The organism is Dactylosporangium darangshiense (assembly GCF_039537565.1).
In the GTDB taxonomy this organism is placed as follows: Bacteria; Actinomycetota; Actinomycetes; order Mycobacteriales; family Micromonosporaceae; genus Dactylosporangium; species Dactylosporangium darangshiense.
Genome location: NZ_BAABAT010000035.1, coordinates 56,516 through 76,748, shown reverse-complemented (window position 1 = coordinate 76,748; position 20,233 = coordinate 56,516). Strand labels below are relative to the sequence as shown.

Annotated in this window: 22 protein-coding genes and 1 tRNA gene; 11 read left to right on the top strand and 12 right to left on the bottom strand. The window is 73.7% G+C overall.

Going from position 1 to position 20,233, the window contains the following annotated elements; translation table 11 throughout:
- The first annotated feature begins 11 nt into the window (after positions 1 to 11).
- The 3 genes from ABD901_RS41900 (at position 12) to ABD901_RS41890 (ending at position 2,141) form a co-directional block, all read left to right on the top strand.
- A tRNA-Arg gene (locus ABD901_RS41900) sits at positions 12 to 84 on the top strand.
- Between the two features lie 21 nt (positions 85 to 105).
- The gene (locus tag ABD901_RS41895; RefSeq protein WP_345136313.1) at positions 106 to 1,632 is read left to right on the top strand and encodes a hypothetical protein; all 1,527 of its coding nucleotides are present in this window, start codon (positions 106 to 108) and stop codon (positions 1,630 to 1,632) included.
- Between the two features lie 41 nt (positions 1,633 to 1,673).
- Positions 1,674 to 2,141: a DIP1984 family protein gene (locus tag ABD901_RS41890; RefSeq protein ID WP_345136311.1), complete on the top strand. Its 468-nt coding sequence runs from the start codon at positions 1,674 to 1,676 to the stop codon at positions 2,139 to 2,141.
- Between the two features lie 262 nt (positions 2,142 to 2,403).
- Here ABD901_RS41890 and ABD901_RS41885 read toward each other — a convergent pair whose 3' ends face one another.
- A complete protein-coding gene (locus ABD901_RS41885) occupies positions 2,404 to 3,267 on the bottom strand; it encodes a hypothetical protein (protein ID WP_345136309.1) in 864 nt (287 codons plus the stop codon).
- Positions 3,268 to 3,418: 151 nt separating this feature from the next.
- Between ABD901_RS41885 and ABD901_RS41880 the strand changes: the two genes are divergently transcribed.
- Together ABD901_RS41880 and ABD901_RS41875 are read left to right on the top strand one after the other, a co-directional pair.
- Positions 3,419 to 4,267, top strand: coding sequence for a hypothetical protein (locus ABD901_RS41880; protein ID WP_345136307.1), 849 nt, complete (start codon positions 3,419 to 3,421; stop codon positions 4,265 to 4,267).
- Between the two features lie 156 nt (positions 4,268 to 4,423).
- Positions 4,424 to 4,954: an MmcQ/YjbR family DNA-binding protein gene (locus ABD901_RS41875; RefSeq protein WP_345136305.1), complete on the top strand. Its 531-nt coding sequence runs from the start codon at positions 4,424 to 4,426 to the stop codon at positions 4,952 to 4,954.
- 18 nt (positions 4,955 to 4,972) lie between these two features.
- On the opposite strand, the gene ABD901_RS41870 is transcribed toward ABD901_RS41875, so the two are convergent.
- Both ABD901_RS41870 and ABD901_RS41865 read right to left on the bottom strand, forming a co-directional pair.
- The gene (locus tag ABD901_RS41870; RefSeq protein ID WP_345136303.1) at positions 4,973 to 5,716 is read right to left on the bottom strand and encodes an SDR family oxidoreductase; all 744 of its coding nucleotides are present in this window, start codon (positions 5,714 to 5,716) and stop codon (positions 4,973 to 4,975) included.
- 119 nt (positions 5,717 to 5,835) lie between these two features.
- Positions 5,836 to 6,819, bottom strand: coding sequence for a GlxA family transcriptional regulator (locus ABD901_RS41865; RefSeq protein WP_345136300.1), 984 nt, complete (start codon positions 6,817 to 6,819; stop codon positions 5,836 to 5,838).
- 115 nt (positions 6,820 to 6,934) lie between these two features.
- Between ABD901_RS41865 and ABD901_RS41860 the strand changes: the two genes are divergently transcribed.
- Both ABD901_RS41860 and ABD901_RS41855 read left to right on the top strand, forming a co-directional pair.
- Complete coding sequence (locus ABD901_RS41860) at positions 6,935 to 7,927, top strand: NAD-dependent epimerase/dehydratase family protein (protein ID WP_345136298.1); 993 nt, start codon at positions 6,935 to 6,937, stop codon at positions 7,925 to 7,927.
- The gene (locus tag ABD901_RS41855) at positions 7,924 to 11,196 is read left to right on the top strand and encodes a hypothetical protein (protein ID WP_345136296.1); all 3,273 of its coding nucleotides are present in this window, start codon (positions 7,924 to 7,926) and stop codon (positions 11,194 to 11,196) included. Before ABD901_RS41860 ends, ABD901_RS41855 begins: the two co-directional genes overlap by 4 nt.
- A gap of 12 nt (positions 11,197 to 11,208) precedes the next feature.
- Here ABD901_RS41855 and ABD901_RS41850 read toward each other — a convergent pair whose 3' ends face one another.
- Entirely contained in the window at positions 11,209 to 12,015 is an 807-nt protein-coding gene (locus tag ABD901_RS41850; protein WP_345136294.1) for a hypothetical protein, read from the bottom strand.
- 350 nt (positions 12,016 to 12,365) lie between these two features.
- Positions 12,366 to 12,623, bottom strand: coding sequence for a hypothetical protein (locus ABD901_RS41845; protein ID WP_345136292.1), 258 nt, complete (start codon positions 12,621 to 12,623; stop codon positions 12,366 to 12,368).
- Positions 12,624 to 12,715: 92 nt separating this feature from the next.
- Between ABD901_RS41845 and ABD901_RS41840 the strand changes: the two genes are divergently transcribed.
- Together ABD901_RS41840 and ABD901_RS41835 are read left to right on the top strand one after the other, a co-directional pair.
- Positions 12,716 to 13,348: a hypothetical protein gene (locus tag ABD901_RS41840; RefSeq protein WP_345136289.1), complete on the top strand. Its 633-nt coding sequence runs from the start codon at positions 12,716 to 12,718 to the stop codon at positions 13,346 to 13,348.
- A 3-nt stretch (positions 13,349 to 13,351) separates the two neighbouring features.
- Positions 13,352 to 14,092 (top strand): hypothetical protein, encoded by a 741-nt coding sequence (locus tag ABD901_RS41835; RefSeq protein ID WP_345136287.1) that lies wholly within the window; start codon positions 13,352 to 13,354, stop codon positions 14,090 to 14,092.
- 28 nt (positions 14,093 to 14,120) lie between these two features.
- On the opposite strand, the gene ABD901_RS41830 is transcribed toward ABD901_RS41835, so the two are convergent.
- The 6 genes from ABD901_RS41830 to ABD901_RS41805 all read right to left on the bottom strand — a co-directional run bounded on the left by ABD901_RS41830 (position 14,121) and on the right by ABD901_RS41805 (position 17,654).
- The gene (locus ABD901_RS41830; protein ID WP_345136285.1) at positions 14,121 to 14,546 is read right to left on the bottom strand and encodes a chromosome partitioning protein; all 426 of its coding nucleotides are present in this window, start codon (positions 14,544 to 14,546) and stop codon (positions 14,121 to 14,123) included.
- Positions 14,547 to 14,625: 79 nt separating this feature from the next.
- Positions 14,626 to 14,835: a caspase family protein gene (locus tag ABD901_RS41825; RefSeq protein ID WP_345136283.1), complete on the bottom strand. Its 210-nt coding sequence runs from the start codon at positions 14,833 to 14,835 to the stop codon at positions 14,626 to 14,628.
- 98 nt (positions 14,836 to 14,933) lie between these two features.
- Positions 14,934 to 15,554, bottom strand: coding sequence for a VC0807 family protein (locus tag ABD901_RS41820; RefSeq protein WP_345136281.1), 621 nt, complete (start codon positions 15,552 to 15,554; stop codon positions 14,934 to 14,936).
- Positions 15,551 to 15,775, bottom strand: a complete 225-nt coding sequence (locus ABD901_RS41815) for a hypothetical protein (RefSeq protein WP_345136279.1) — start codon at positions 15,773 to 15,775, stop codon at positions 15,551 to 15,553. Before ABD901_RS41815 ends, ABD901_RS41820 begins: the two co-directional genes overlap by 4 nt.
- An 84-nt stretch (positions 15,776 to 15,859) precedes the next feature.
- A complete protein-coding gene (locus ABD901_RS41810) occupies positions 15,860 to 16,735 on the bottom strand; it encodes an alpha/beta fold hydrolase (protein ID WP_345136276.1) in 876 nt (291 codons plus the stop codon).
- A 97-nt stretch (positions 16,736 to 16,832) separates the two neighbouring features.
- Complete coding sequence (locus tag ABD901_RS41805; protein WP_345136274.1) at positions 16,833 to 17,654, bottom strand: hypothetical protein; 822 nt, start codon at positions 17,652 to 17,654, stop codon at positions 16,833 to 16,835.
- Between the two features lie 60 nt (positions 17,655 to 17,714).
- On the opposite strand from ABD901_RS41805, the gene ABD901_RS41800 reads away from it, so the two are divergent.
- On the top strand, positions 17,715 to 18,323 hold the full coding sequence (locus tag ABD901_RS41800) for a cadmium resistance transporter (protein WP_345136272.1): 609 nt from the start codon (positions 17,715 to 17,717) through the stop codon (positions 18,321 to 18,323).
- A gap of 55 nt (positions 18,324 to 18,378) precedes the next feature.
- A complete protein-coding gene (locus tag ABD901_RS41795; protein WP_345136271.1) occupies positions 18,379 to 19,773 on the top strand; it encodes a sugar porter family MFS transporter in 1,395 nt (464 codons plus the stop codon).
- Here the strand turns inward: ABD901_RS41795 and ABD901_RS41790 are convergent.
- Complete coding sequence (locus ABD901_RS41790; protein WP_345136270.1) at positions 19,770 to 20,207, bottom strand: DUF3592 domain-containing protein; 438 nt, start codon at positions 20,205 to 20,207, stop codon at positions 19,770 to 19,772. The genes ABD901_RS41795 and ABD901_RS41790 overlap by 4 nt on opposite strands.
- Positions 20,208 to 20,233 lie beyond the last annotated feature (26 nt).

The window sequence follows — 20,233 nt, the reverse complement described above, 5'->3', positions numbered from 1 at the left end:
TTGCCGGCGGCAGCGTCGTGGCGAAGAAGGAAGTCGCGCCAGCCTACGGAGCTGGAAACGCCGGTTCGAGTCCGGTCGGCGCTGCCCTCGACGAAGGGGGCCGGCGTGCGGGGGTGGCGACCGCCGGCGATGTCGCGGTACATGGTCGAGGAGTCGACGCGGCGGCGGCTGGCCGGTGACTGGCGGGGCGCGTGCGCGGCGGCGAACGTCGTGCTCGGCGCGAGCCTCGAGCAGGCCCTGGCCGGGCCGTCCGGCGCGCGCCTCGACGAGGACGTGCGCCACCTCGCCCCGGATCTGCTGCGGTGGTACACCGCGAGCCGGCCCGCCTGGGACCAGTACACGGGCATCACCTTCCACCTGCGCCGCCCGGACGGCAGCATCGCCCTGTCCGCCGAGGTGTCCGACCGCCGCGGCCCGCTGCAGATCCAGCTGAGCCCCGGCGCCGTCTGGTCCCGGCAGGCCCGCGAGCCGGCGGAGCTCCCGCCGTACCGGTGGGACGCCCGGCGCACCGCCGACCTGCGCCGGCGCTGCGGCGGCGCGACCCGGACGCCGTTCTTCGACACCGCCGGGCGGCCGCTCGGCGCGGACCGGGCCGGCGGCGACGGTCCGGAGGAGGTCACGGAGCGGGCCATCGCGCTGCACGACGCGGGCCGGGCCGCCGAGGCCTGGCATGCGGCCGGTTTCGACCTGCGGGTCCTGCTGTTCGAGCCCGAGTGGGGGCCGGTGCTGACCAACCCGGCCGCGCTGGCCGGCGGCGACGTCGAGCGGGTGCGCCGCCTCGAGGCCGACAAGGCCCTGGCGGGGCTGCGGCCGATCCACGCCGTGCTCGCCGAGCCGTGCGACGAGCCCGTCCGCCTCGCGTGGCGCGGCCGCTGCCTCGTCGTCGACTGGCCCGCCGACGCCCGGCCGCGGGCCCGCCTGGTGCCGGTGCCGCCGGACGGGCACCGCGACCCCGCGCGCGAGAGCCTCGAGCGCGCCGAGTTCGGCCGGCTGCTCGCCGAGATCCCCCTCGTCCGGCCCGACGCCGTTCGCTGCCCGCCCGAGCTGGCCGGGCTGCTGGACGGCACCGTACGCCGCGGCGACCTGCACCCGCTCGTGCAGGCCGCGCTCTTCCCGGACGCCGAACCGGTCCCGCCGCGGCACCCCGACCCGCCGCGCGACCGGGTCGAGGTGCCGTGCGCCGGCGCGATCCACGAGGTCGTGATGCGCGACGGCGCGATCCACGTGCCGCACACGCCGGACGAGATCCAGCGGGAGCGGGTCCTCGCCACGCTCGGCGGCCGCGTGCAGGGCTGCGCGGCCGCGGTCGACGGCTGGCGCGACCCGGCGATCCGCATGCCGCGCCGGATGCGCAACCTGCGCGAGCGGGTCCTGGACCTCGTGCGGCACGGCGACCCCGAAGCCATGGCCGCCGCGCTCGACCGCGGCCTGGACCCGCACCTGCGCAGCGAGAGCGGCGCGACGCTGCTGCACCTGCTGCCGCACTTCCCGGGCGCCGACCTGCTGCCGCGCCTGCTGGCCGCCGGGCTGGACCCGGTGGCGGAGGACCGCCGCGGCCGCACGCCGAAGCAGGCCGCCGCCGACGCCTACCGCCACGACCTGGTGGACGCGCTGCGAGCGTCCGGCGCCTGAACGGACAGCGGCGATGATCATCGTCGGGCATACTGGGCGGTATGAAGCTTGCCGAGGGCCTCACGCTGCGGGCCGACGCGGTGCGCCGCGCCGAGCAGCTGCGGGCGCGGGTCACCGCCAACGCGCGGTACCAGGAAGGTGAGCCGCCGGCCGAGGACGCAGCGGCGCTGCTGGCCGAGGCCGGCGCGGTGCTCGGCGAGCTGGAGTCGCTGATCCGGCGGATCAACCGCACCAACGCCGCGACGCAGGTCGACGGCGTCACGCTGACCGACCTGCTGGCCCGCCGGGACGTGCTGCGGCTGCGGCACAGCGTCGTCACCGACGCCGCGGGCGCGGCCGCCGGGGACAAGAGCCGCGGCGCCTACCGGCAGCTGCGCTCGGAGCTGAAGATGGTCTCGGCGCTGCCGGTGGCGCAGCTGCGCGCCGAGGCCGACGACCTGGCCCGGCAGCTGCGCGAGGTCGACACGGTCATCCAGCGCACCAACTGGCAGGTCGACCTGCTGGATTGAGACCGGGGCGCGGAGCAGGAGTGGAGGCGTGCACAGACCCGTTTGCGCCGGCGGGTAATCCGGCGCCTTTCTCCGGCACGCCGCGGGCGGCGTGGGGGTTCGATTCCCCGATCCACATCGCATGCCCAGCACACGGCACATGTGACGGAGGACAGCGCACGGCTCACTACCGGGTGCAGATCCACGCTCCGCGCCCCTTCGCCAGCCTCAAAGCCGAGATCGGCACCCGCGTCCGGGCCGGGTCGCCGGCGGCGCGGTCCGCTCAGCCGTTGCGGTGGTGTTTCTTCACGAAGGTGTACCCCGGAGCCAGCGGCACGTCATCGATCTGCTCACTGTCGACGGCCTGCCGGTGCAGCGACAGCTGCCGCGGTGAGGGCTGCGCCCCGGGCGGCAGCTTGCGCAGGAAGCCGCTGACCCAGTGCTCGCGCCGCTCGGAACCTTCCCCGCCCTCGTCGTCGCCGGGCACCGCCGCCGGCTCGATCAGCGGCGCGTAGAACAGCATCTCGGCCGGTTCCTCGCCGTCGATCGCCGGGTAGGACGGGTTGCCGCCACCGTCCACGCTGCCCTCGACCCGGGTCACGAACCCCTCCCGGATCAGCTGCTCGACGGCGTTGCGCAGCAGGAACGTCCCGCGGGCGCCGCGGCCGAGCCCGCCGCGGCGCACCAGCTGCGCCTCCGGGAACACCGCGCTGCCGTCGTCGAAGACCCGCCCCAGCCGCCGCACCGCCTGCAGCACCTTGCCGCGGTTCGAGACGCCGGGCGCGACCTCGCGGGTGACCACGACCGGGTCGTACTCGTGGTAGTAGTTGACGCCGTCGATGCGCATCGGCTCCTCCAGCACGACGGTGCGCACCACGACCTCGGCGCCGCCGGCCCGCCGGGCCAGGGCGACGACCATCCCGGGGTGCACGTCGTCGGGCCACGCGAGCCCGGTCAGGCGCCAGCCGTCGTCCTCGGCGGGCTCGGCGTCGAACTCCACCCGCCCCGGGGCGATCCCCTTCGCCCGGTGCTCGAGCGTCACGGTGACGTGTGGCGGAAGGACCGGCCCCCACTCGGCCGGCAGCGGGCAGCGGCCACCGTCGAGGTCGGCCCGCCGCAGCGCGAGCCGCCGCGTCGCCGCCGCCATGCCCACCTCCGGCCTGTCCTGCGCTTTTGTCCCCCTGCGCCGTCAAGATACCCGCCGCTGCCGGGCCGTGGGAGTGGCCCGGCGCCCGCTGCGACGCGGCGCGCGTAAATCGTTCGATGCCGGGCGGCCCGCGGCGGGAGAATGCCGACTTATGGGGGATCCGGCGAACTACGTCGTCATCGAACGGGGCGAGACCTTGCTGGGGTGGTCGCGGTGGGGCGGTCATCGCGTCGTCGCGGACCTGCGCGCCGGCCCCGAGGCGGCCACGGAGGCACTACGGCCGCGGCGTCCTGCGGTACCGCCGCCGCCGAACACCGCCGAAGCGCTGCTGTGGTCGGGCGTCATGCCCGTCGAGGAGCTCATGGACGACCGCAGCTGCATCGGCGGCGCGCTCATCGACCACGACCGCCGCGAGCTGCTCGCCTTCGAGTGGTTCGAGGACTACGCCATGTTCGTCGACGGGCTCGCCACGCTCGTCGAGGCGTGGCCCGGGTGGCGCGTGCGGTGGGCGTACGACGGGGTGCTCGACCTCGCGGCGTACCTCGGCCACGACCGCGCCCCGCTCCTGCGACCCGATCGGCCCGCGGACGCGCCGTTCCTGCGCGCCCCCGACGACGAGTGCGACGGCGTGCTCAGCGTCCGGCGGCGGGACGGCGCCCTGGATCTGTACCCGACATTCGACGATCCGTCGGTCCTCGCCGTCGTCACCGCGGCGGCGGTCGACGCGCTGGGCCCAGGCCTCGCCGAGCTGACGCTGCCGGAGGTGCCGCGCTGGGGCCTGCACGTCGACCGGGCCGCCCGCACCGCCGGGCTGTGGACCATCGACCAGCTCAACGGCGCTCTCATCGACCCGCCGGCCGACTGGACGTGGCAACTGTGGGGCGGCGACGTGCGCCCCCAGCTGGTCGCGTGTGCCGGCGCGCTGCAGGTGCCGCCGCTACCGGCACGCCTGCGCGGCCTGGACGTGATATCAACCGCACCGTGGCCGAACACGAGGTAGACGCCGCTCACGGAGCGGGAGGTCGGCTTCCTGGCCAAGTGCGGCCGGGCCGCGCCGGCACCGAACGACCCCATCGGTGAGCGCACCGCCGGATGGCTGTCCGCCCACGTCCGCCCGAACGGCGACAGGGCGCGCTGGCAGTGCGGCGGCGTCGCGATGCAGCTGTGGATCACCTCGCTGCAGTCGCAGCTGGACATCAACGTCCCCACCGACCGAAACAATGCGGCGAGAGCTGACCCTGCCGCGCCACGTCTACGCTGGCGGGTGTCGAAGGATGCGGACCCGCCGGCCCGGGTCGAGGATGTGCACGAGATCGCCCTCGCCATGCCGCACGTCAAGGTCGTCGACGGCACCGGTGGGAATCCGGTCTATCAGGTCGGCGGCAGGTCGTTCATCTTCTTCCGCAACCCCCGCCCGGACGCGGTGGACCCGGCCACCGGGGCGCGATACCCGGACGTGATCGTCTTCTGGGTCGAATCCGACGCGGACAAGCAGGCGCTGGTGCAGGACGACAGCACGCCGTTCTTCACCACCGCCCACTTCGACGGCCACCCGTCGGTGCTGGTGCGGGCGAGCCGGCTCGGCGAGCTCACCCGCACCGAACTGGCCGAGGTGATCCAGGATGCGTGGCTGTCGCGCGCCTCGCCCCGGCGTCGGGCGGCCTGGCTCGCTGCGCACGACATCTGACCTCGGTGGCGCCGCCTCCTACCGCTGTCCGGCGAGCCACTCGTCGAAGGTGGTCGGCGCGATGCGCGCACCCTCGCCCGGCAGCAGCGCGTTGCCCGCCATCTCCAGACCGAACAGGGCCGACCACGTCGGCACGAGCCGCACCGTCTTGCCCCGCGCCGCATTGGTACGCCGGGCCATGTCGACGAGATCCTGCGGCTCCGGGCCGGCGAGGTCGGCGTAGCGGCCCTGCGGTTCGCCCGTCGCGATCTCGGCGAGCACGTCGGCCACGTCCGCCGGCGCGATCGGCTGCACGAGCAGCGGCGCGATCGTGGCGACGCCGTCGCGGTCGCTCCAGCCCGCCACCATGGCGGCGAAATCGTGGAACTGCGTCGCCGGGACGATCGTCCACGGCACCGGGCTCGCGCTCACCAGGCGCTCCTGCTCCCGCTTGCCGGCGTAGTGCGCGTTGCCCTCGATCCCGTGGATCCCGACGATCGAGAGCAGCACGTGGTGCCGGACGCCCGCCCGCTCCTCGGCGGCGAGCAGGTTGCGCGTTGCGGCGCCGAGGTAGGCCAAGGTCCCGGCCCGATCGGCGGCCGGCGCGTTCGTGACGTCGACGACCGACTCGACCCCGTCCAACGCGGTGTCGAGCCCGTCGCCCGTCAACAGGTCGACCCCGAGCGAGCGGCTGATCCCTACGACGTCGTGCCCGTCCCGTTCGAGCGCCGCGACGGTGAGCCTGCCGATGTTGCCGGTCGCGCCGGCGACTGCGATCCGCACGATGATCCTTTCTTCGTTCCGGTACACGCCGAGGCTATGCCGCGAGATCCGCCAGCAAGGCCGGGGTGCATTACCCGCCGTAGAGTGCCGGCACGCCGGCGGGCACCCCAGCGGGTGAATTACGCGCCCGGGTCCGGGTCCGGGCGAACCGCACCGCGCGGCGCAAGGCGGGTGAACGCGGCGCGGTAGGCGGTCGGTGTGAGGCCGACCTCCCGCACGAGGTGCTGGCGCAGCGAGTCGGCGGTGCCGAGGCCGGCCCGCCCGGCCACCTCGTCCATCAGCAGGTCGGTGCTCTCCAGCAGCTCCCGGGCCCGTCCGACGCGCTGCTGGAGCAGCCATTGCAGCGGGCTGAGGCCGGTCTCGTCGTGGAACCTGCGGGTCAGGGTGCGGACACTGACGCGCGCATGGCGGGCGAGCGCGGCAAGGGTCAGCGGCTCGTCGAGGTGGTTGAGGGCCCACGAGCGGGTGCCGGCCACCGAGGTGACGCGGTCACGCGGCAGCGGAGCGTCGATGACCTGGACGTGGCCGCCGGGGCGCACTGGGGCGGCGACGGCCAGGCGAGCGGCCGCGTTGGCCACCGCGGCACCGTAGTCGGTGCGGATGAGGTGCAGGTACAGGTCGATGCTGGCGGCCAGCCCGGCGGTGGTGAAGATCGGGCCGTCGGCGACGTAGATGACGTCGCGCTGCAGCTTGACGGTGGGGAAATGCGCGCTGAGCTCGGCGGTGTGCCCCCAGTGCGTCGTCGCCTTGCGTCCGTCGAGCAGCCCGGCGCGGGCGAGCAGGAACGCGCCGAGACACGGCGACATGATGCGCTTTCCCGCCCGGGCGGCGGCGCGCAGTGCGGCCAGAATCCTCGGGTCGGCGTCCGCCCAGGACGCGGTGCCGAGCACGATGACGGTGTCGGCGTCGTCGATGGCGTCGAGGCCGAGCGGTACCACGATCCCGTGACCCGTGACCGTCTCGATCAGCCCCGGATCGCTGGTGCAGGTGAGCACCGTGTAGCCCGGCCGGCCATCCAGACGCACCTGCCCGAAGACCTCCTCGGGCAGCGCCAGGTCGAACATGTTCACCGGCGGCGCGGCGAGGACTGCGATCCGATGCATGGCCAGATCCTCCGGATGTTTGGCATCGCGCCCCCTCACCGGGTCCCGGCGCGAGCAGCACACTCGACATGCCGGCGAACATCATTGGAAGATCCGAAATTCCCGAAGGACAATCATGCGGTTCCACGTTGTTGTCGGTGCCGGCCCAACCGGTACCTCCACCGCCCTGCTGCTCGCCGAGTCCGGTGACCGCGTCCGTCTCGTCAGCCGGCGCGGCGGCGGGCCGGCGCATCCGCTCATCGAGCTCGTCGCGGCCGATGCCACCGACGCCGCCCGCCTGACCGAGCTGACCGAGGGCGCGACCACGTTGTTCAACTGCGCCATGCCGGCGTACGACCGGTGGCCCACCGATTGGCCGCCGCTCGCGGGCGCGCTGCTGACGGCCGCCGAGCGCACCGGTGCGGGGTACGTGATGCTGGGCAACGTCTACGGATACGGGCCGATCGCCGGGTCCATGACGCCGGACCTGCCGATGGCGCCGACGACGAGGAAGGGACGGGTGCGGGCGACGATGTGGCTCGATGCGCTGGCGGCACACGACGCCGGCCGGGTCAGGGTCACCGAGGTCCGCGCCAGTGACTACCTGGGCGCCGGCTCGGCGTCGCTGTACTCCCTGGCGGTGGCGCCGCGGGTCGTGGCGGGTGAGGCCGCGGCCTATCCGGGCGATCACGACGCGCCGACCAGCTGGACCTACACCGGCGACGTGGCCCGGGTGCTCGTCGCGGCGAGTCGCGACGAGCGGGCGTGGGGACGAGCCTGGCACGTGCCGTCCACCTCGGAAGCGTCGGCCCGGGAGCTGACCGTCCGGCTCGCCGACGTCGCCGGCGCTCCCGCCCCGCAGCTGGCCCGGATGTCGGCCGAAGAGGTCGCCGCCGCCGGGCGGGCCAATTCGATCATGGCGGAGATCTCGGAAATGCTGTACCTCTTCGAGCAGCCGCTCATCCTGGACGCGTCGCTGACCGAGCAGACGTTCGGTATCGGGCCGACGCCGCTCGACGACGCCTTGATCGAAACGGTCAAGGGGATGTCGCCGTCGGCGCAGTGGCGCCCCGGCCCGCCGGCGCGCGGCGATATTCGATCTCGTCCCGATGCGCTCGCGGCAGAATGATCGCCGTGCTCGACGCTACCCGTGCCCTGCTGACGTCGCTCGAACCGCTGCCGTACCGGGAGCGGAGGCGCCGCTTCACGCAGTGGGCGCGCACCGCGCCCGACCGTGACCAGGTCTGCGTCGAACTGCGGGAGCAGGGGCCGTACGAGCGGCATCTTGCGCTGGTGGCGGCGATGGTGGTCCGGGACGCCGGCGGGATCGCCGTTGCGGCGCACGACCCGATGCCGTCGATCAGAGCCGCCGCGCTCACCGCGGCGGTGCGTTTGGGCATTCCGGTCGGCGACCATGTCGACCGGCCGGCGGCGGAGCGGCGGCGCGTCTATCGGGCCCTTCGACGCCGGCGTGCCCCGGCCGTCGCTGACGCGCTGATCGGCAAGGTCCGTGCCCAGTTCGGTGACGAGGAGGCCGCCGCGCTGCTGCCCGCCTGCGGCGCCGAGACGGTACGGGCACTGCTGCCCGACCTGGAGCATGCGCTCAACCTCGGGCGGCTCGTGCGGTGGCACCCCGGCCCGCTGCTGGAGCGGGTCGGCGAGCGGCTGGCCGCCGCCACGCCGCAGCTGCGGGCCCGGATCTGGGGCGATGCCGCCGATGCGGTGCTGCGATGCGACCCGGCGCAGGCACTCGAGCTGCTCGAACGGTACGCGCCGCAGGAGTGGCTGCCCGGATCTGTGCACGCCTACGGAGTCCTCGCAGCGCACGACCCGCGCCGGGTCGTCGGCCTGCTGGTCGCGCCCGGCCGCGCCGCCTGGCTGCAGCGCACGACGCTGCCGCCGGCGCTGTGGCGCCGCCTCGCGGCGTTGCCGGCCGACGAACTCGGTCCGCTCGCCGGCCGGCTCCGCGAGTGCAGCCGGTCGTTGGCCGCGTTGCTCGACGCTGTAGCACCGGCCCGCCGCGGTGCGCTGTACGACCGGGCCCTGGCCGACGTCGACGCGACGGTGCTGGTCCCGGCCGTCGAGGTCATGGAGGTGCTGCCGGCCGGGGTCCGCATCCGGGAGGCGACCAGGGTGCTGGGCCTGGCGAAGATCCGCGAGCGGGAAGCGGACGTGCGCGCCTGGAGTGCCTACCTGGCCTGGCCGGACGCGTCCGCGGCACTGGACGACGCCCTGCGTTCGGGCGACGCCGGCGAGCGGGCGCACGGCTACGCCCTGTTGGTCGAGGCCGCCCGCCGCTCCCGCGACCCGCACGCGGTGGCCGCGATGATCGCCCGTCTCGGCCGGCTGCGCAACGAGCAGGACCCGGTGCGTGCGGCCGCGCTCACCGCGCTGGCGAAGGCGGCGCCGCTGCTCACCGCGGACACCGCGGCGGGACTCACGCAGCTGACCACCGACGCGGTCGACGCCCGCGACGCCTCCGCCGCCACCACGACGGCGCTGAGCGCACTCGCCGCCGACGTTCTGCAACACCACGTCGCCGTGCCGCAGCTGCGCGAGTGGGCACTGCTCACGATCGACCTGGTCAGCACCGGCGCGCACGTGCCGGCGCTGCGCCGCTTCGACACGGTACTGCGCCGCGGGCAGGAGGCTATGGTCTTCGACCGGCTGCGCGGCTGGGCCGAGGCGGGCATCGCCCGCGGCCGGTACGGGCCGCTGGTCGCGCTGACCCGGGCGTTCGGCAAGCGGGCCTGGCGGTTGCCGCGGCTGCAGGATCTGCTGCGCCAGGCGATCGGCCGGCACACGCTGCCATCGGTGGCCCGCACCGCGATCGGGCTGTTTCTCGCCGACCCGCGCACGCGCCCCGACCGGGTCGGCGAGGTGCTGGAGATCGAGCCGACGGCGGTGGCCATCCGCGAGGTGTGGGCGACCATCTGCACGTCCCGCACCGATCTGCTCGACCGTGTGCTGCACGACCCCCCGCGCGGCCGGTTCGTGGAGTACGGGACACATTGGGTGCCCGCCTGGCCGTTGCATGCCGAGCGCTGGCTGCCCCGCCAGCGAGCCCGCTTCGTGGACCTGCAACAGCTGATCATCGCCGACTCCGGGCAGGGTGTGTGGCAGCGCGCGGCGGCGATCCGGGCCGCCGCGGCCGTGCCCGGCGCCGGCCGGGAGCTGGTGCTGCGCCATCTCGACGCTCCCGAGGTGGTGATCGCCGAGGCTGCGCTGGGCGCACTGGTCTGGACCGACGCGCCGGACCAGGCGCTGTCGATGCTGCTGCGGTACGCCGACGGCGACCGGGCGCGGGTCGCGCTCTATGCAGCCGGCCGGGCGGCACAGCACATCCCGCCGTCCCGGCTGCCCGGCCTGCTCGGCGAGGTGCTCGCCGGTCCGGCGAAGATCACGAGCCGGAAGGAGGCGGCCCGGCTCCTGGCCCGCTACGGGCCGCCGACGGCGATGGAGACCCTGCTCGAGGTGTACACCGACCCGGATGCGCACCGCGACCTGCGCGCGGCGATCGTCTCGGGCGCCCGGCAGCGGCTGCAGACCGAAGCCGGCTGGGCCATCCTGCGCGCCGCGGTCGACGGCAGCCGGGAGGAGCGCCGCGCCGTCCTGGACGCGAAACCGTATACGATCCCGCAACGGCACCGCCCGCGCTACGGCGCGCTCGTCGTCGAAGCCTGCCGCGCCGCCGACCGGGAGGTCCGGCGCGCCGCCTTCGGCCGCCTCGCAGAGTGGTCGCCCTGGCTGACCGGCACCGCCGACCTGGTCATGGACCGGCTCACCGATCTCGGAGAGACGATGGCGCACATCGAGGTGGCGGGCTTGCTGGAGGCCGGCGGCGACGCCGTTCTCGGCGCCGCACTGGCCCGGCTCGTCGACCGCGACGCGGGCGACGACGATCCCGGCCACCCGGCCGCGGACCGACCGGCCCGGCGCCGCATCGAACTGCTCGCCAGCGGCGCGATCGTCCGGTCCGGGCGCCGGCCGGCCGACGCCGACCGGACCGCCCTGGTCGAGTCGGCGCGCTGGCTCGCCGCTCATCCCGCCTTCGCGGGCGCGGCGACCGGACTGCTGGTCGACCTCGGCCGGCTGGACAATCTGGACGAGATCGCCGACCTGTGCACCGGCCGGCCCGTGCTCGCGGCCCGCGCCGCCGAGCGCATCGGCGCCCGGCGGCGAGGCCTGCGGGAGTGGCCCGACCCGGCCGTCCTCGCCGGCACCGTCGCCCGGCTTGCGCGGCGCGGCGACCTCGCCGGCGGGCTGTTCGCGGTGGCGCTGGTCCGGCACGGGTCCGGCTTCGGCTGGAAGACGCCGTGGCGAGACCTGCTGATCGCGCTGCGCCGGCACTCGGACGCCGACGTGCGCGAAGAGGCGTACGCCGTCGAGATGAGCTGACGCCCGCGGACGCTACTTCCGCGGGCCGCGGGTGTCCTGGGTGACGGTCTTGAGGTCCCCGCTCACCTTGAAGAAGACCTTTGCGCCGTCCTTGGTGCCGAGCACGTGGTACGCGCCGTCCGGGCCCTTCCACGCCTTGTCGACGGTCACGGCCGAGTCCTTGGCCTTCACGGCGGCGGTCACCTTGGCCAGCTCCTCGCTGGTCACCGCGGTGCCTTCCTCGTGGCCGCGCCCGCCAGGCTTGCCGGTGCCCTGGGTGACGGTCTTGAGGTCGGCGCTCACCTTGAAGAAGACCTTCGCGTCGTCCTTGGTGCCGAGCACGTGGTACGCGCCGTCCGGGCCCTTCCACGCCTTGTCGACGGTCACGGCCGAGTCCTTGGCCTTCACGGCGGCGGTCACCTTGGCGAGCTCTTCGCCGGTCACCGCGGTGCCCTTGTCGTGGCCGCGTTCGCCTCCGCCGCGGCCGGTGCTCGGCGTGATCGTCTTCAGGTCGGCGCTGGCCTCGTAGAACACCTTTGCGCCGTCCTTGGTGCCGAGCACGTCGTACGAGCCGTCCGCATCCTTGCGGACGGTGGTCACGGTCACCGCCGAGTCCTTGGCCTTCATCGCCGCGGTCACCTTCGCCAGCTCGTCCCCGGTCACCGCAGTGTCGGCGCCATGGCCTCCGTCGTTTTTGTGTGATCCGGCGCCGGACGAGGCTCCCGGCGACGGCGCGGCCGTCTCCGCGCTCGCCAGGGACGCCGCCCCGAACACGAACACACCCGCGGTCACCACCCCGGCCGCCGCCAGGCCGACCCGCCGAATCGCTTTGATCGACACGATCAATCCCCCTGCACATCATGCGCGCCGGCTGGTGCCTGCGCGGACAAGATCACAGAGTTGCCCGCGTACCTGCCAAAACCCTGGCAGGAGCCTGCCGTACCCCTGGCATTCTCGATGCCGAGCTGGAAAGCGGCTTGACGTAGGTGTGCCAGGTCACCTCCGGCTGCCTGGCGCACAGCCCGCGGTCAAGGTGGCTACTACTACCTGCAGCAGGGGCGTCTACCGGTACTACCACTGCGACACCGTGGTGCCGGCCAGCCGGCCTCGGGCCCGGGGATCTACGGGTCCAGTTGGTCATCATCGCGTACAACGCCGGCCTCGGCTCCTAGACCCGCAGGCATTCGGTCTCAGGCGGGCCGCTTGAGGAAGAAGTGCATCGAGACGGGGTACGACAGCGGGCCATTGATGCCCGCAAGATACGAGCCCACCCGCGCCGTTGTGCTGTGGGTCGAGACCAGTTCCCAGCCTTCGGCGGCGAGATCCGCCAAAGGCCCGGACCAGAACATGGTGTCCCGGGTGCGGTTGTAGATCTCGGTCTCCCCGACCCATGCTCGCGCTTGATACTTCCAAGGCGCGGCGGAACCGTCGACGTCCACGCTGAGCACGGCGTGCTCCCATCGAGTGGTCATTGCGTTCCCAACATCAGCGCCAAGTGCTCGACCGTCCTCATGTCGCGTCACGGTACTACCGTCGCGGCGTGAGGTATGGGGGAACGGTGCTGCTGAGCGAGCCCGGCGCGCTCGAGGCCCGGCTGGGCGCGCTCCGGCCGCGCGACTGCGACTTCGTCGAGCTCGAGGTGCCCGACGTGCGCGTGGCCGAACCGGCGCTGCGGCGGCTCGGGACGGTGCAGAAGCTGCTCGCCGCGGCGGGGTCCGGGCCGGTGCTGCTGGGAGCCATACAGGCGTCGGATCCGGCCGCCGGTGCGGTCGCCGAGTACCTGCGCGAAGCGTTCCCGCCGGACGGGCCGATCCCGGCGGTGCCGGCCGAGCTGCTGCCGGCGGTGCGCGAGATCGCACTGGGGGAGCCGGGAGATCCGGTGCGGCACGGGCTGTTTCCGAGCTACCCCACCAAGCTGGCCCGGCTCGCGCTTGCCGCGCAGGGGGAGTACGACGCGGCTGTCGTGCTGGCGGCGGCCGAGCGGGCGTACGAACCCGGGCGGCCGTACCACGCGCACGACGCGCTCGCCTGTGCGCTCGTGCACCCGGGCATCGGCGCCGGTGAGCGGGCGGGGCTCGTCGAGCGCTACGCCGGGCACGGCAGGAACCGGCGCGGCTGGCGGTCGCGGAAAAAGACGCACCGCATCCTCGTTTGGAGCCGTCGGTACCGTTGAGGCGTGTGGTGGGGTAGCCCGCAGTGCCCGGTGCGGCCGGTGGAGCAGCGATGGATCGAGCAGAACCTGAACTGGATGGCCGGGGAGTTCGGGGCCGAGCGGCTCCGCGGCCGAGTGCTGCTGCCCACCGAAGAGGACTTCCCCGGGGCCTACGAAGGGTCCAGCGCCGACGTCGAGGCGCTCGTCGGGCGGCTGTGCCGGCACATGGGGGTCGACCCGGCGCGCATCGAGGTGGAGCACGAGGCCCGCGACGGCGATCCGGACCTCGAGGCGCACGTGCCGGTGCTCTCCTCCTTCAGCGGGGCCGCGGGGCACTACCGCGAGCGGGGCGGGCGGGCCGTCGTGGCGATCCGGGCCGACATGGCGGAGCGGCCGATGGCGCTCGTCGCCACCGTCGCGCACGAACTGGGGCACGTGCTGCTGCTCGGCGACGGGCGGGTCGACCCGGAACGCGAAGACCACGAGCCGCTCACCGACCTGCTGACGGTGTTCTTCGGGCTCGGCGTGTTCTCCGCCAACGCCGCCTTCGACTACTCGCGGCAGATACGCGGCGAGTACGTGCGCACCAGCAGCTTCCGGCTCGGCTATCTCACCGAGCCGATGTACGGCTACGCGCTGGCCGTGTACGCCCGGATGCGCGGGGAGGAGGCGCCGGGGTGGGCACGGTACGTCGAGCCCAACCCGCGCGCGTTCCTCAAGCGAGGGCTGCGGTACCTCGCAGCTTCTCGAACGTCCACTCGGTGACCTCGGTCTGTACTTCCGGCGGGTGCTGTCAGCGGTTGGTGTTCACGTCTCCGATGAACACTCCGGTCACGGCCACACCGCCGCCGCTCGCCGTGGCGTCGCCGGTGTTGGAGGCGATGTACACCTGAGGCTTCGCCGCCTGCAGAGCGGCAATGAGCGGCTGCAGCCTGGCGGCGAAGTCCGCGTCGTCCTCGACGGCGTCCTGCAGCGCCAGCTCCACGCGCTGCAGCGTCCGCTCGCTGACCTGCACCTGCGCGGTGTCCCGCCCGGCCTCCGACTCGAGCCGTTCGAGCGCGGAGTCGCCGTCCAGCTTCTTCGTCACCACGTCGTGCAGCCGGTCCAGCCCGTGGTCGACCAGCCGGTCCACCTCAGCGTCGGCCCGCCCGGCGGCCCGGCGCACCTTGCCCCACGCATACATGGCCACCCATCCGGCCACCAGCTCCAGCCCCGTCATGCCGACCTCCTTCTCGCCTCGGGACCATCATCCACCGTGCCGCTCTAGCGACCGAGCCAGACGGCGAAGGGCAGCGCGATCAGCTGGCAGCCCCCGATCGCGAGCAGCGGCAGCGCGCCCTGGCGATCCCGGCCATCGGGATGTCCGCGAGGACGGTGACCTCGAACTCGCCGACGGTCCGGAGGGCCTCGTCGAGGGCCCTGGCGTCGCCAAGCGTGCCCGGCAGCGGCGCGAGCCCCGGGTCGGCGTACTGCGACGTCGAGACGATCAGCGCGCGGCGGGTCGGCATCGCGGGCCTCCGAGGAACGGGTCGGGTCCAAACGCCCTGCGCGTTGCGGCCCCGCCGCTATCTGACGGACAGCCTGAGCGCCCGGCCGCGCAAGCGCGTCAGCCGCGGTCGCGTATCAGGGTGAGGGCGCCGCTGCGCCGGCCGTGGACCATCACGACGCCCTGGGCGAGCACGATCAGGACGATGAGCGAAACGGTGCCGGCTGCGGGAACGGTGTCGATGGCCAGTGTGTAGGCGAACACGACGCGGACGATCGCGTCGAGCAGGAATGCGGCGCCCCACGCGACGCTGGCCAGCGTCACCCAGCGCTGGAAGACCGTGTTCTCGGTCCATAGCCGGTCGAACCGGGCGGCCATGCCGGTCGGGCCGACCTTGCCGGCCACGTCCAGCAGGAACGGCCGGCCGGTGGCGATGGAGATCCACAGCCCGGCGGCTCCGGTCAGCCAGCTTTCCCGGGCCAGCAGTGCGCGGGCGTCGCCGGTGGCCAGCGCGACCAGCACCGACAACGCCATCGTGGCGATGATGAACACCGCGGTCGGGTCGAGGCGCCGGGTCCGTGCCCAGGTCCAGCCGATCCCGGCGGCGGGTGCGATCGCGGCCAGCAGCAGCGCGAGCCACTGGTTCAGGCCGGCCGCGCGGGCGAGGTAGAAGACGGCCAGTGGAACGACGACGTCCAGCGTCAACGCGAGGATGGCTCCGGACCGGCGCTCGCATGTCATGGGCGGACCTCCTGTTCGGTGGCGTGCCGGAACAGGGAGACCAGGTCCCGGGCGTACGCGTCGAGGTCGAGGTCGGGGATGACGCTGATCTGTGGCCCGATCGCGTCGATGGCGGCCCGGACGGTCATCGCCATGGTGCGGGTGGTGAAGTCCCGGAACTCGCCCGCGCGCTGGCCGCGCTCGAGGATGTCCTGCAGCGGCGCGAGACTGGTGCCGTACACCGATGCGTCGTGTCGCAGCCAGGTGCGGCCGTCCTCGTCGGGTTGGTGAATCCGGTGCGGGTCCGCAGCGGGGCCGGGCAGGTGTCAGGCGGTCCAGCCGGCGGCGGCGAGCAGGTCGTCGAGGATGCGGCCGGCGGCGTTCACCAGCGAGATGTGGCCCTCGGCGGGGTCGAGGTGGGCGCGGGCGCCGGGCACGTGCGCGGCGAGCCAGGCGCCGTGCGCGGGCGGGACCATGCGGTCCTCGCCTCCCTGCCACACGGAGACCGGCACGGTGATCGCGGACAGGTCGAAGCCCCACGGGCGCACGAACGCGAGGTCGTCGTCGCGCCATCCCGCGGTACCACTGGAAACGGCCGACCGGAAGCCCGCCGCGACGGACTCGGCGAACGCCCCGGTGAGGGCGGCGGCGTCCACCGGCGACGCCAGGCCGCCCAGCGCGTCGGCCACCTGGTCGCCGGTCACCGCCGCCAGCTCGGCCGCCGCGCCGTCCAGGTAGGCCTCCAGCGCCTCGGGGCCGGCGACGGCCGCGCCGAACTCCTCGACGTTCTCCTGGCCCATCCCGCCCAGCCAGTCCAGGCCGTCGGCGTCGAACGGCGCCACGCCCGCGAGCGTCGCCGCGGCGGCGCACCGGTCGGGGAGCAGGGCCGCGCAGGCGAGAGCGTGCGGTCCGCCGCCGGACCAGCCGAGCGTGACGAAACGGTCGGCGCCGAGGTGGTCCAGGACCGCCGTCACGTCGCCGGTCACGTCGGCGACGCTGCGGCCGGGGCGGCGGGTCGAACCGGCGTACCCGGGGCGGCCGCAGATCACGGTCCGCAGGCCGCGCTGCGCCGCCGCGCCGGTGAGCGTGGGCATGTCGACGGGGCCGACGGGCGTGCCGAGGTGCAGCACGAGCACCCTGCCGTCCTCCGGCCCGGTGAGCAGGATCTGCAGGGCCCGACCGCCGCCGACCTCGAAAAACATGCACCCAAGGTACAACGCCGGTCAGGCCCGCCGGCGGTCCAGCTCGTCGAGCAGCTGCGCAGGCTTGGCCGCGGCGAGCTGCTCGCGATAGCGCGTCTTAGGAGACAGTGGGTGGGCCGATGTTCGACCTGGACAGTTCCACGCCGATGGTCGGGCGGTCGACGGTGCCGGCCGGATCGCTGGTCACGGTGATGCAGAGGTCTGTCGCGGTCGGTCGGGTGAACCGGCGCACCGGTCGGCATGACTCGGGTCCGCCCCACCCTTTGGCCTCTTGCAGATGCCGCCGCAGGCGCTCGGTGAGGACGGCGGTGGACTCGCCCGTGGCGCCGGTGATCCGGTAGTACGTCCAGCAGGCGTGCCCCGTTTGATCGCAGCCGTTCGCACCGTCGGGGCCGGTGGCACTGGTCGCATCCATGCCGGGCGGCAGCGGGAACAGTTCGTCCGACGACGGCACGCCTACCGCGCCCCAGAAGAGGCCGGGCAGGCCGCAGCCCGACACGAGCACCCCCGCGGCGACCAGGGTCGCGGTCACACGCCGCCAGACCGGGCGAGCGGGAGGGCCGGCGGGATCGGCTCCCGTCCGGTCCCCGAGCCACCGGGGACGCCAGGTCGCGGCCAGAAGTGCGAGCCCGCCGGGGAGGGAGTACCACATCAGGGTCGACCAGGCGATCGTCACGGTCCGGTCACCCGGCCGTCCGGGCAGTGTCCACCAGATCGTTGCGATCGCGACGAGCAGTGCAAGCGCGATCGGCAGAGCCGCCGGGATGCGGGGCGCGAACAGGCACCACACGCCCAGCGGCAGCCACGCGCACACGATGACGAGCACCGTGATGGTGGGCGACAGTCGCCACCCGACTGCGACGGCGGCCACCAGACCTATCGCAGCCACGCCGATCCGCCACAGCAATTGCTTCGCCACGGCAACCATCAAAGCAGTTCTCACGCGCCCAGGTTGTCCCCGCTCCGGTACGGTCGCCGGGTGGAAGATCTTGACCGCCTGGGGCAGGCGGCCGGCATGTTCGCCGTCACCAATGTCGACGACATGCTGGTCCTCGCCGTGTTCTTCGGCCGGGCCGCCGGTCGCCGGGCGGCCGCCTGGCGGGTTGTCGCGGGGCAGTACCTCGGCTTCGCGGGCATTCTCGCCGTCTCCGTCGCCGGCGCGCTCGGCGCCGGGCTACTCCCCGAGCCCGTGATCCCCTATCTGGGCCTGCTGCCGTTGGCGCTGGGCGTCAGGGCCGCCTGGCAGACCTGGAAACACCGCCGCGACCGGGACGATGACAGCGACCCCGGTGCCGGCCCCGGCAACGGCGTCGGAGCGCTGCAGGTCGCCGCGGTGACCTTCGCCAACGGCGGCGACAACATCGGCGTCTACGTCCCGGTCTTCGCCTTGGCCGGTGCCGGCGGCATGGCCGTCTACTCGGCCGTCTTCCTCGTCGGCGTGGCCGCGTGGTGCGCCGCGGGCTACTTCCTGGCCACCCGGCCGCTCGTGGCGAAGACGCTCTCCCGCTGGGGCCACATCGTCCTGCCGGTCGTGCTCATCGGCATCGGCCTGGTCATCCTCGTCGACGGCGGCGCCTTCGGCCTATGAGGCCTACCCGGCCGGCCGCGCCCTTAACGTCGCGCCGGATGGGTAGTGGCTGGCCATGGCCGGTTACTCCGCAGCACAGCGCGCCCGTAGCGCCGCCGTCACCGTGCAGTGGTCGGTGCTCGGGCCGGCGCTCGTCGCCGCGCTCGGTGGCTTTCTGTTCGGGTACGACACCGGCGTCATCTCCGCCGCCCTGCTGTACCTCACGACGGCGTTCGGCCTGTCGAGCGGGCTGCAGGAGGTGGTCGTCGCCGCGCTGCTGCTCGGCGCGATCGGCGGCGTCCTCGGCGGCGGCCCGCTCGTCGACCGCTTCGGCCGGCGACGGCTGCTCATCGTCTCCGCCGCCGTGTTCTGCGCCGGCGCGCTCACGTCGGCGTTCACCCCGAACCCGGCGGTGCTCATCGCCGCCCGGTTCGTGCTCGGCCTGGCGATCGGCACGTCGTCGCTGGCGGTGCCCACGTACATCGCCGAGATGGCGCCCCGACAGGTGCGCGGCCGCCTGGTGTCGCTGCAGCAGCTGATGATCACCGTCGGGATCTTCGTGTCGTACCTCGTCGGCTTCTCCTTCTCCGGGGTGGGCCAGGGCTGGCGCTGGATGCTCGGGCTCGCCGTCGTACCGGCTGCGGTGATGCTGCTCGGCCTGCTCGGCCTGGCCGAGAGCCCGCGCTGGCTGCTGTCACGCGGCCGCGACGACGAGGCGCGGGACGTCATGCTGCGCTCCCGCGGCCCGCGCGAGGCCGACGAGGAGCTGGCCGAGATCCGCCGGATCAGCGCGGCGGAGCGCGGCATGTCGATCCGCGACGTGTTCGGCCGCCAGCTGCGCCCCGCCGTCCTGCTCGGCGTCGCCGTCGCCGCGACCAACCAGCTCGTCGGCGTCAACGCGGTCATCTACTACACGCCGACCCTGCTCACCCGGGCCGGTTTCGGCGACTCCGCGGCGCTGCTGTCCACCGTCGGCATCGGCCTGGTCAACATGCTCGTCACGATCGCGGCGTTGCTGGCCATCGACCGGATCGGCCGGCGCCCGCTGCTGCTCGGCGGCACCGCGGTCGTCGTGGTCAGCCTGGTGGCGCTCGGCGCGCTCTACCTGCTGCCGAGCCAGACCGGCGTGACCGGTGTCCTCCTGGTGGCGGTGCTGTGCGTGTACATCGCCGCCTTCGCCGCCAGCCTCGGCCTGGGCATCTGGCTCATCAACAGCGAGATCTTCCCGACCGCGGTGCGCGGCAAGGCGGCCGGCGCCGGCACCGTCACCCACTGGACGCTCGACTTCTTCATCTCGCTGACCGTGCTCACGGCGATCGGTGCGCTGGGCGCCACCGGGCTGTTCTGGCTCTACGCCTTCCTCGGCGTGCTGGGCTTCCTGTACCTGTTCCGCAACCTGCCGGAGACGAAGGGCCGCAGCCTCGAGGACATCGAGCGCGCCTTGCGCCGCCGCACCGGCGCGGTCTGCTAGCGCCGTCGCGAGCCGCGTAGCCTCCCCACGACGGCCCTGCCGCTCATGACCCACAGCAGCACGCAAATGCCGAGGAGCCCCCATCGCGTGAACCTGTCGTCGGCGCCCACCGGTTCGATACGTCCGGCCGGATCTTCGGGGTCGTAGCGCACCGGCAACGGGCTGCCGGCCTCCAGCCGCGCCGTGTCCGGTGGGTCGTGCACGATCGCGTCGACCCGATCGCCGCCCGGTGGCGTGAAGTGCACGTAGACGGTGACGCCGTAACGCGTCGAGTGGTGGTCGTCGACCACCGCGGTCGCGGTGACTCCGTGGGCCGCCAGGTGTTCCTCGTCGTACCACAGCTTGGCGTCAAGGCCTGACAGCAGGCTCACGAGGCCGAGCATGAACACGGCGCCGGACCAGAACCGCGGGCCGGATACGTCGCGCTGGACCACGTCGCGATCATACGAAACGAGCGCGT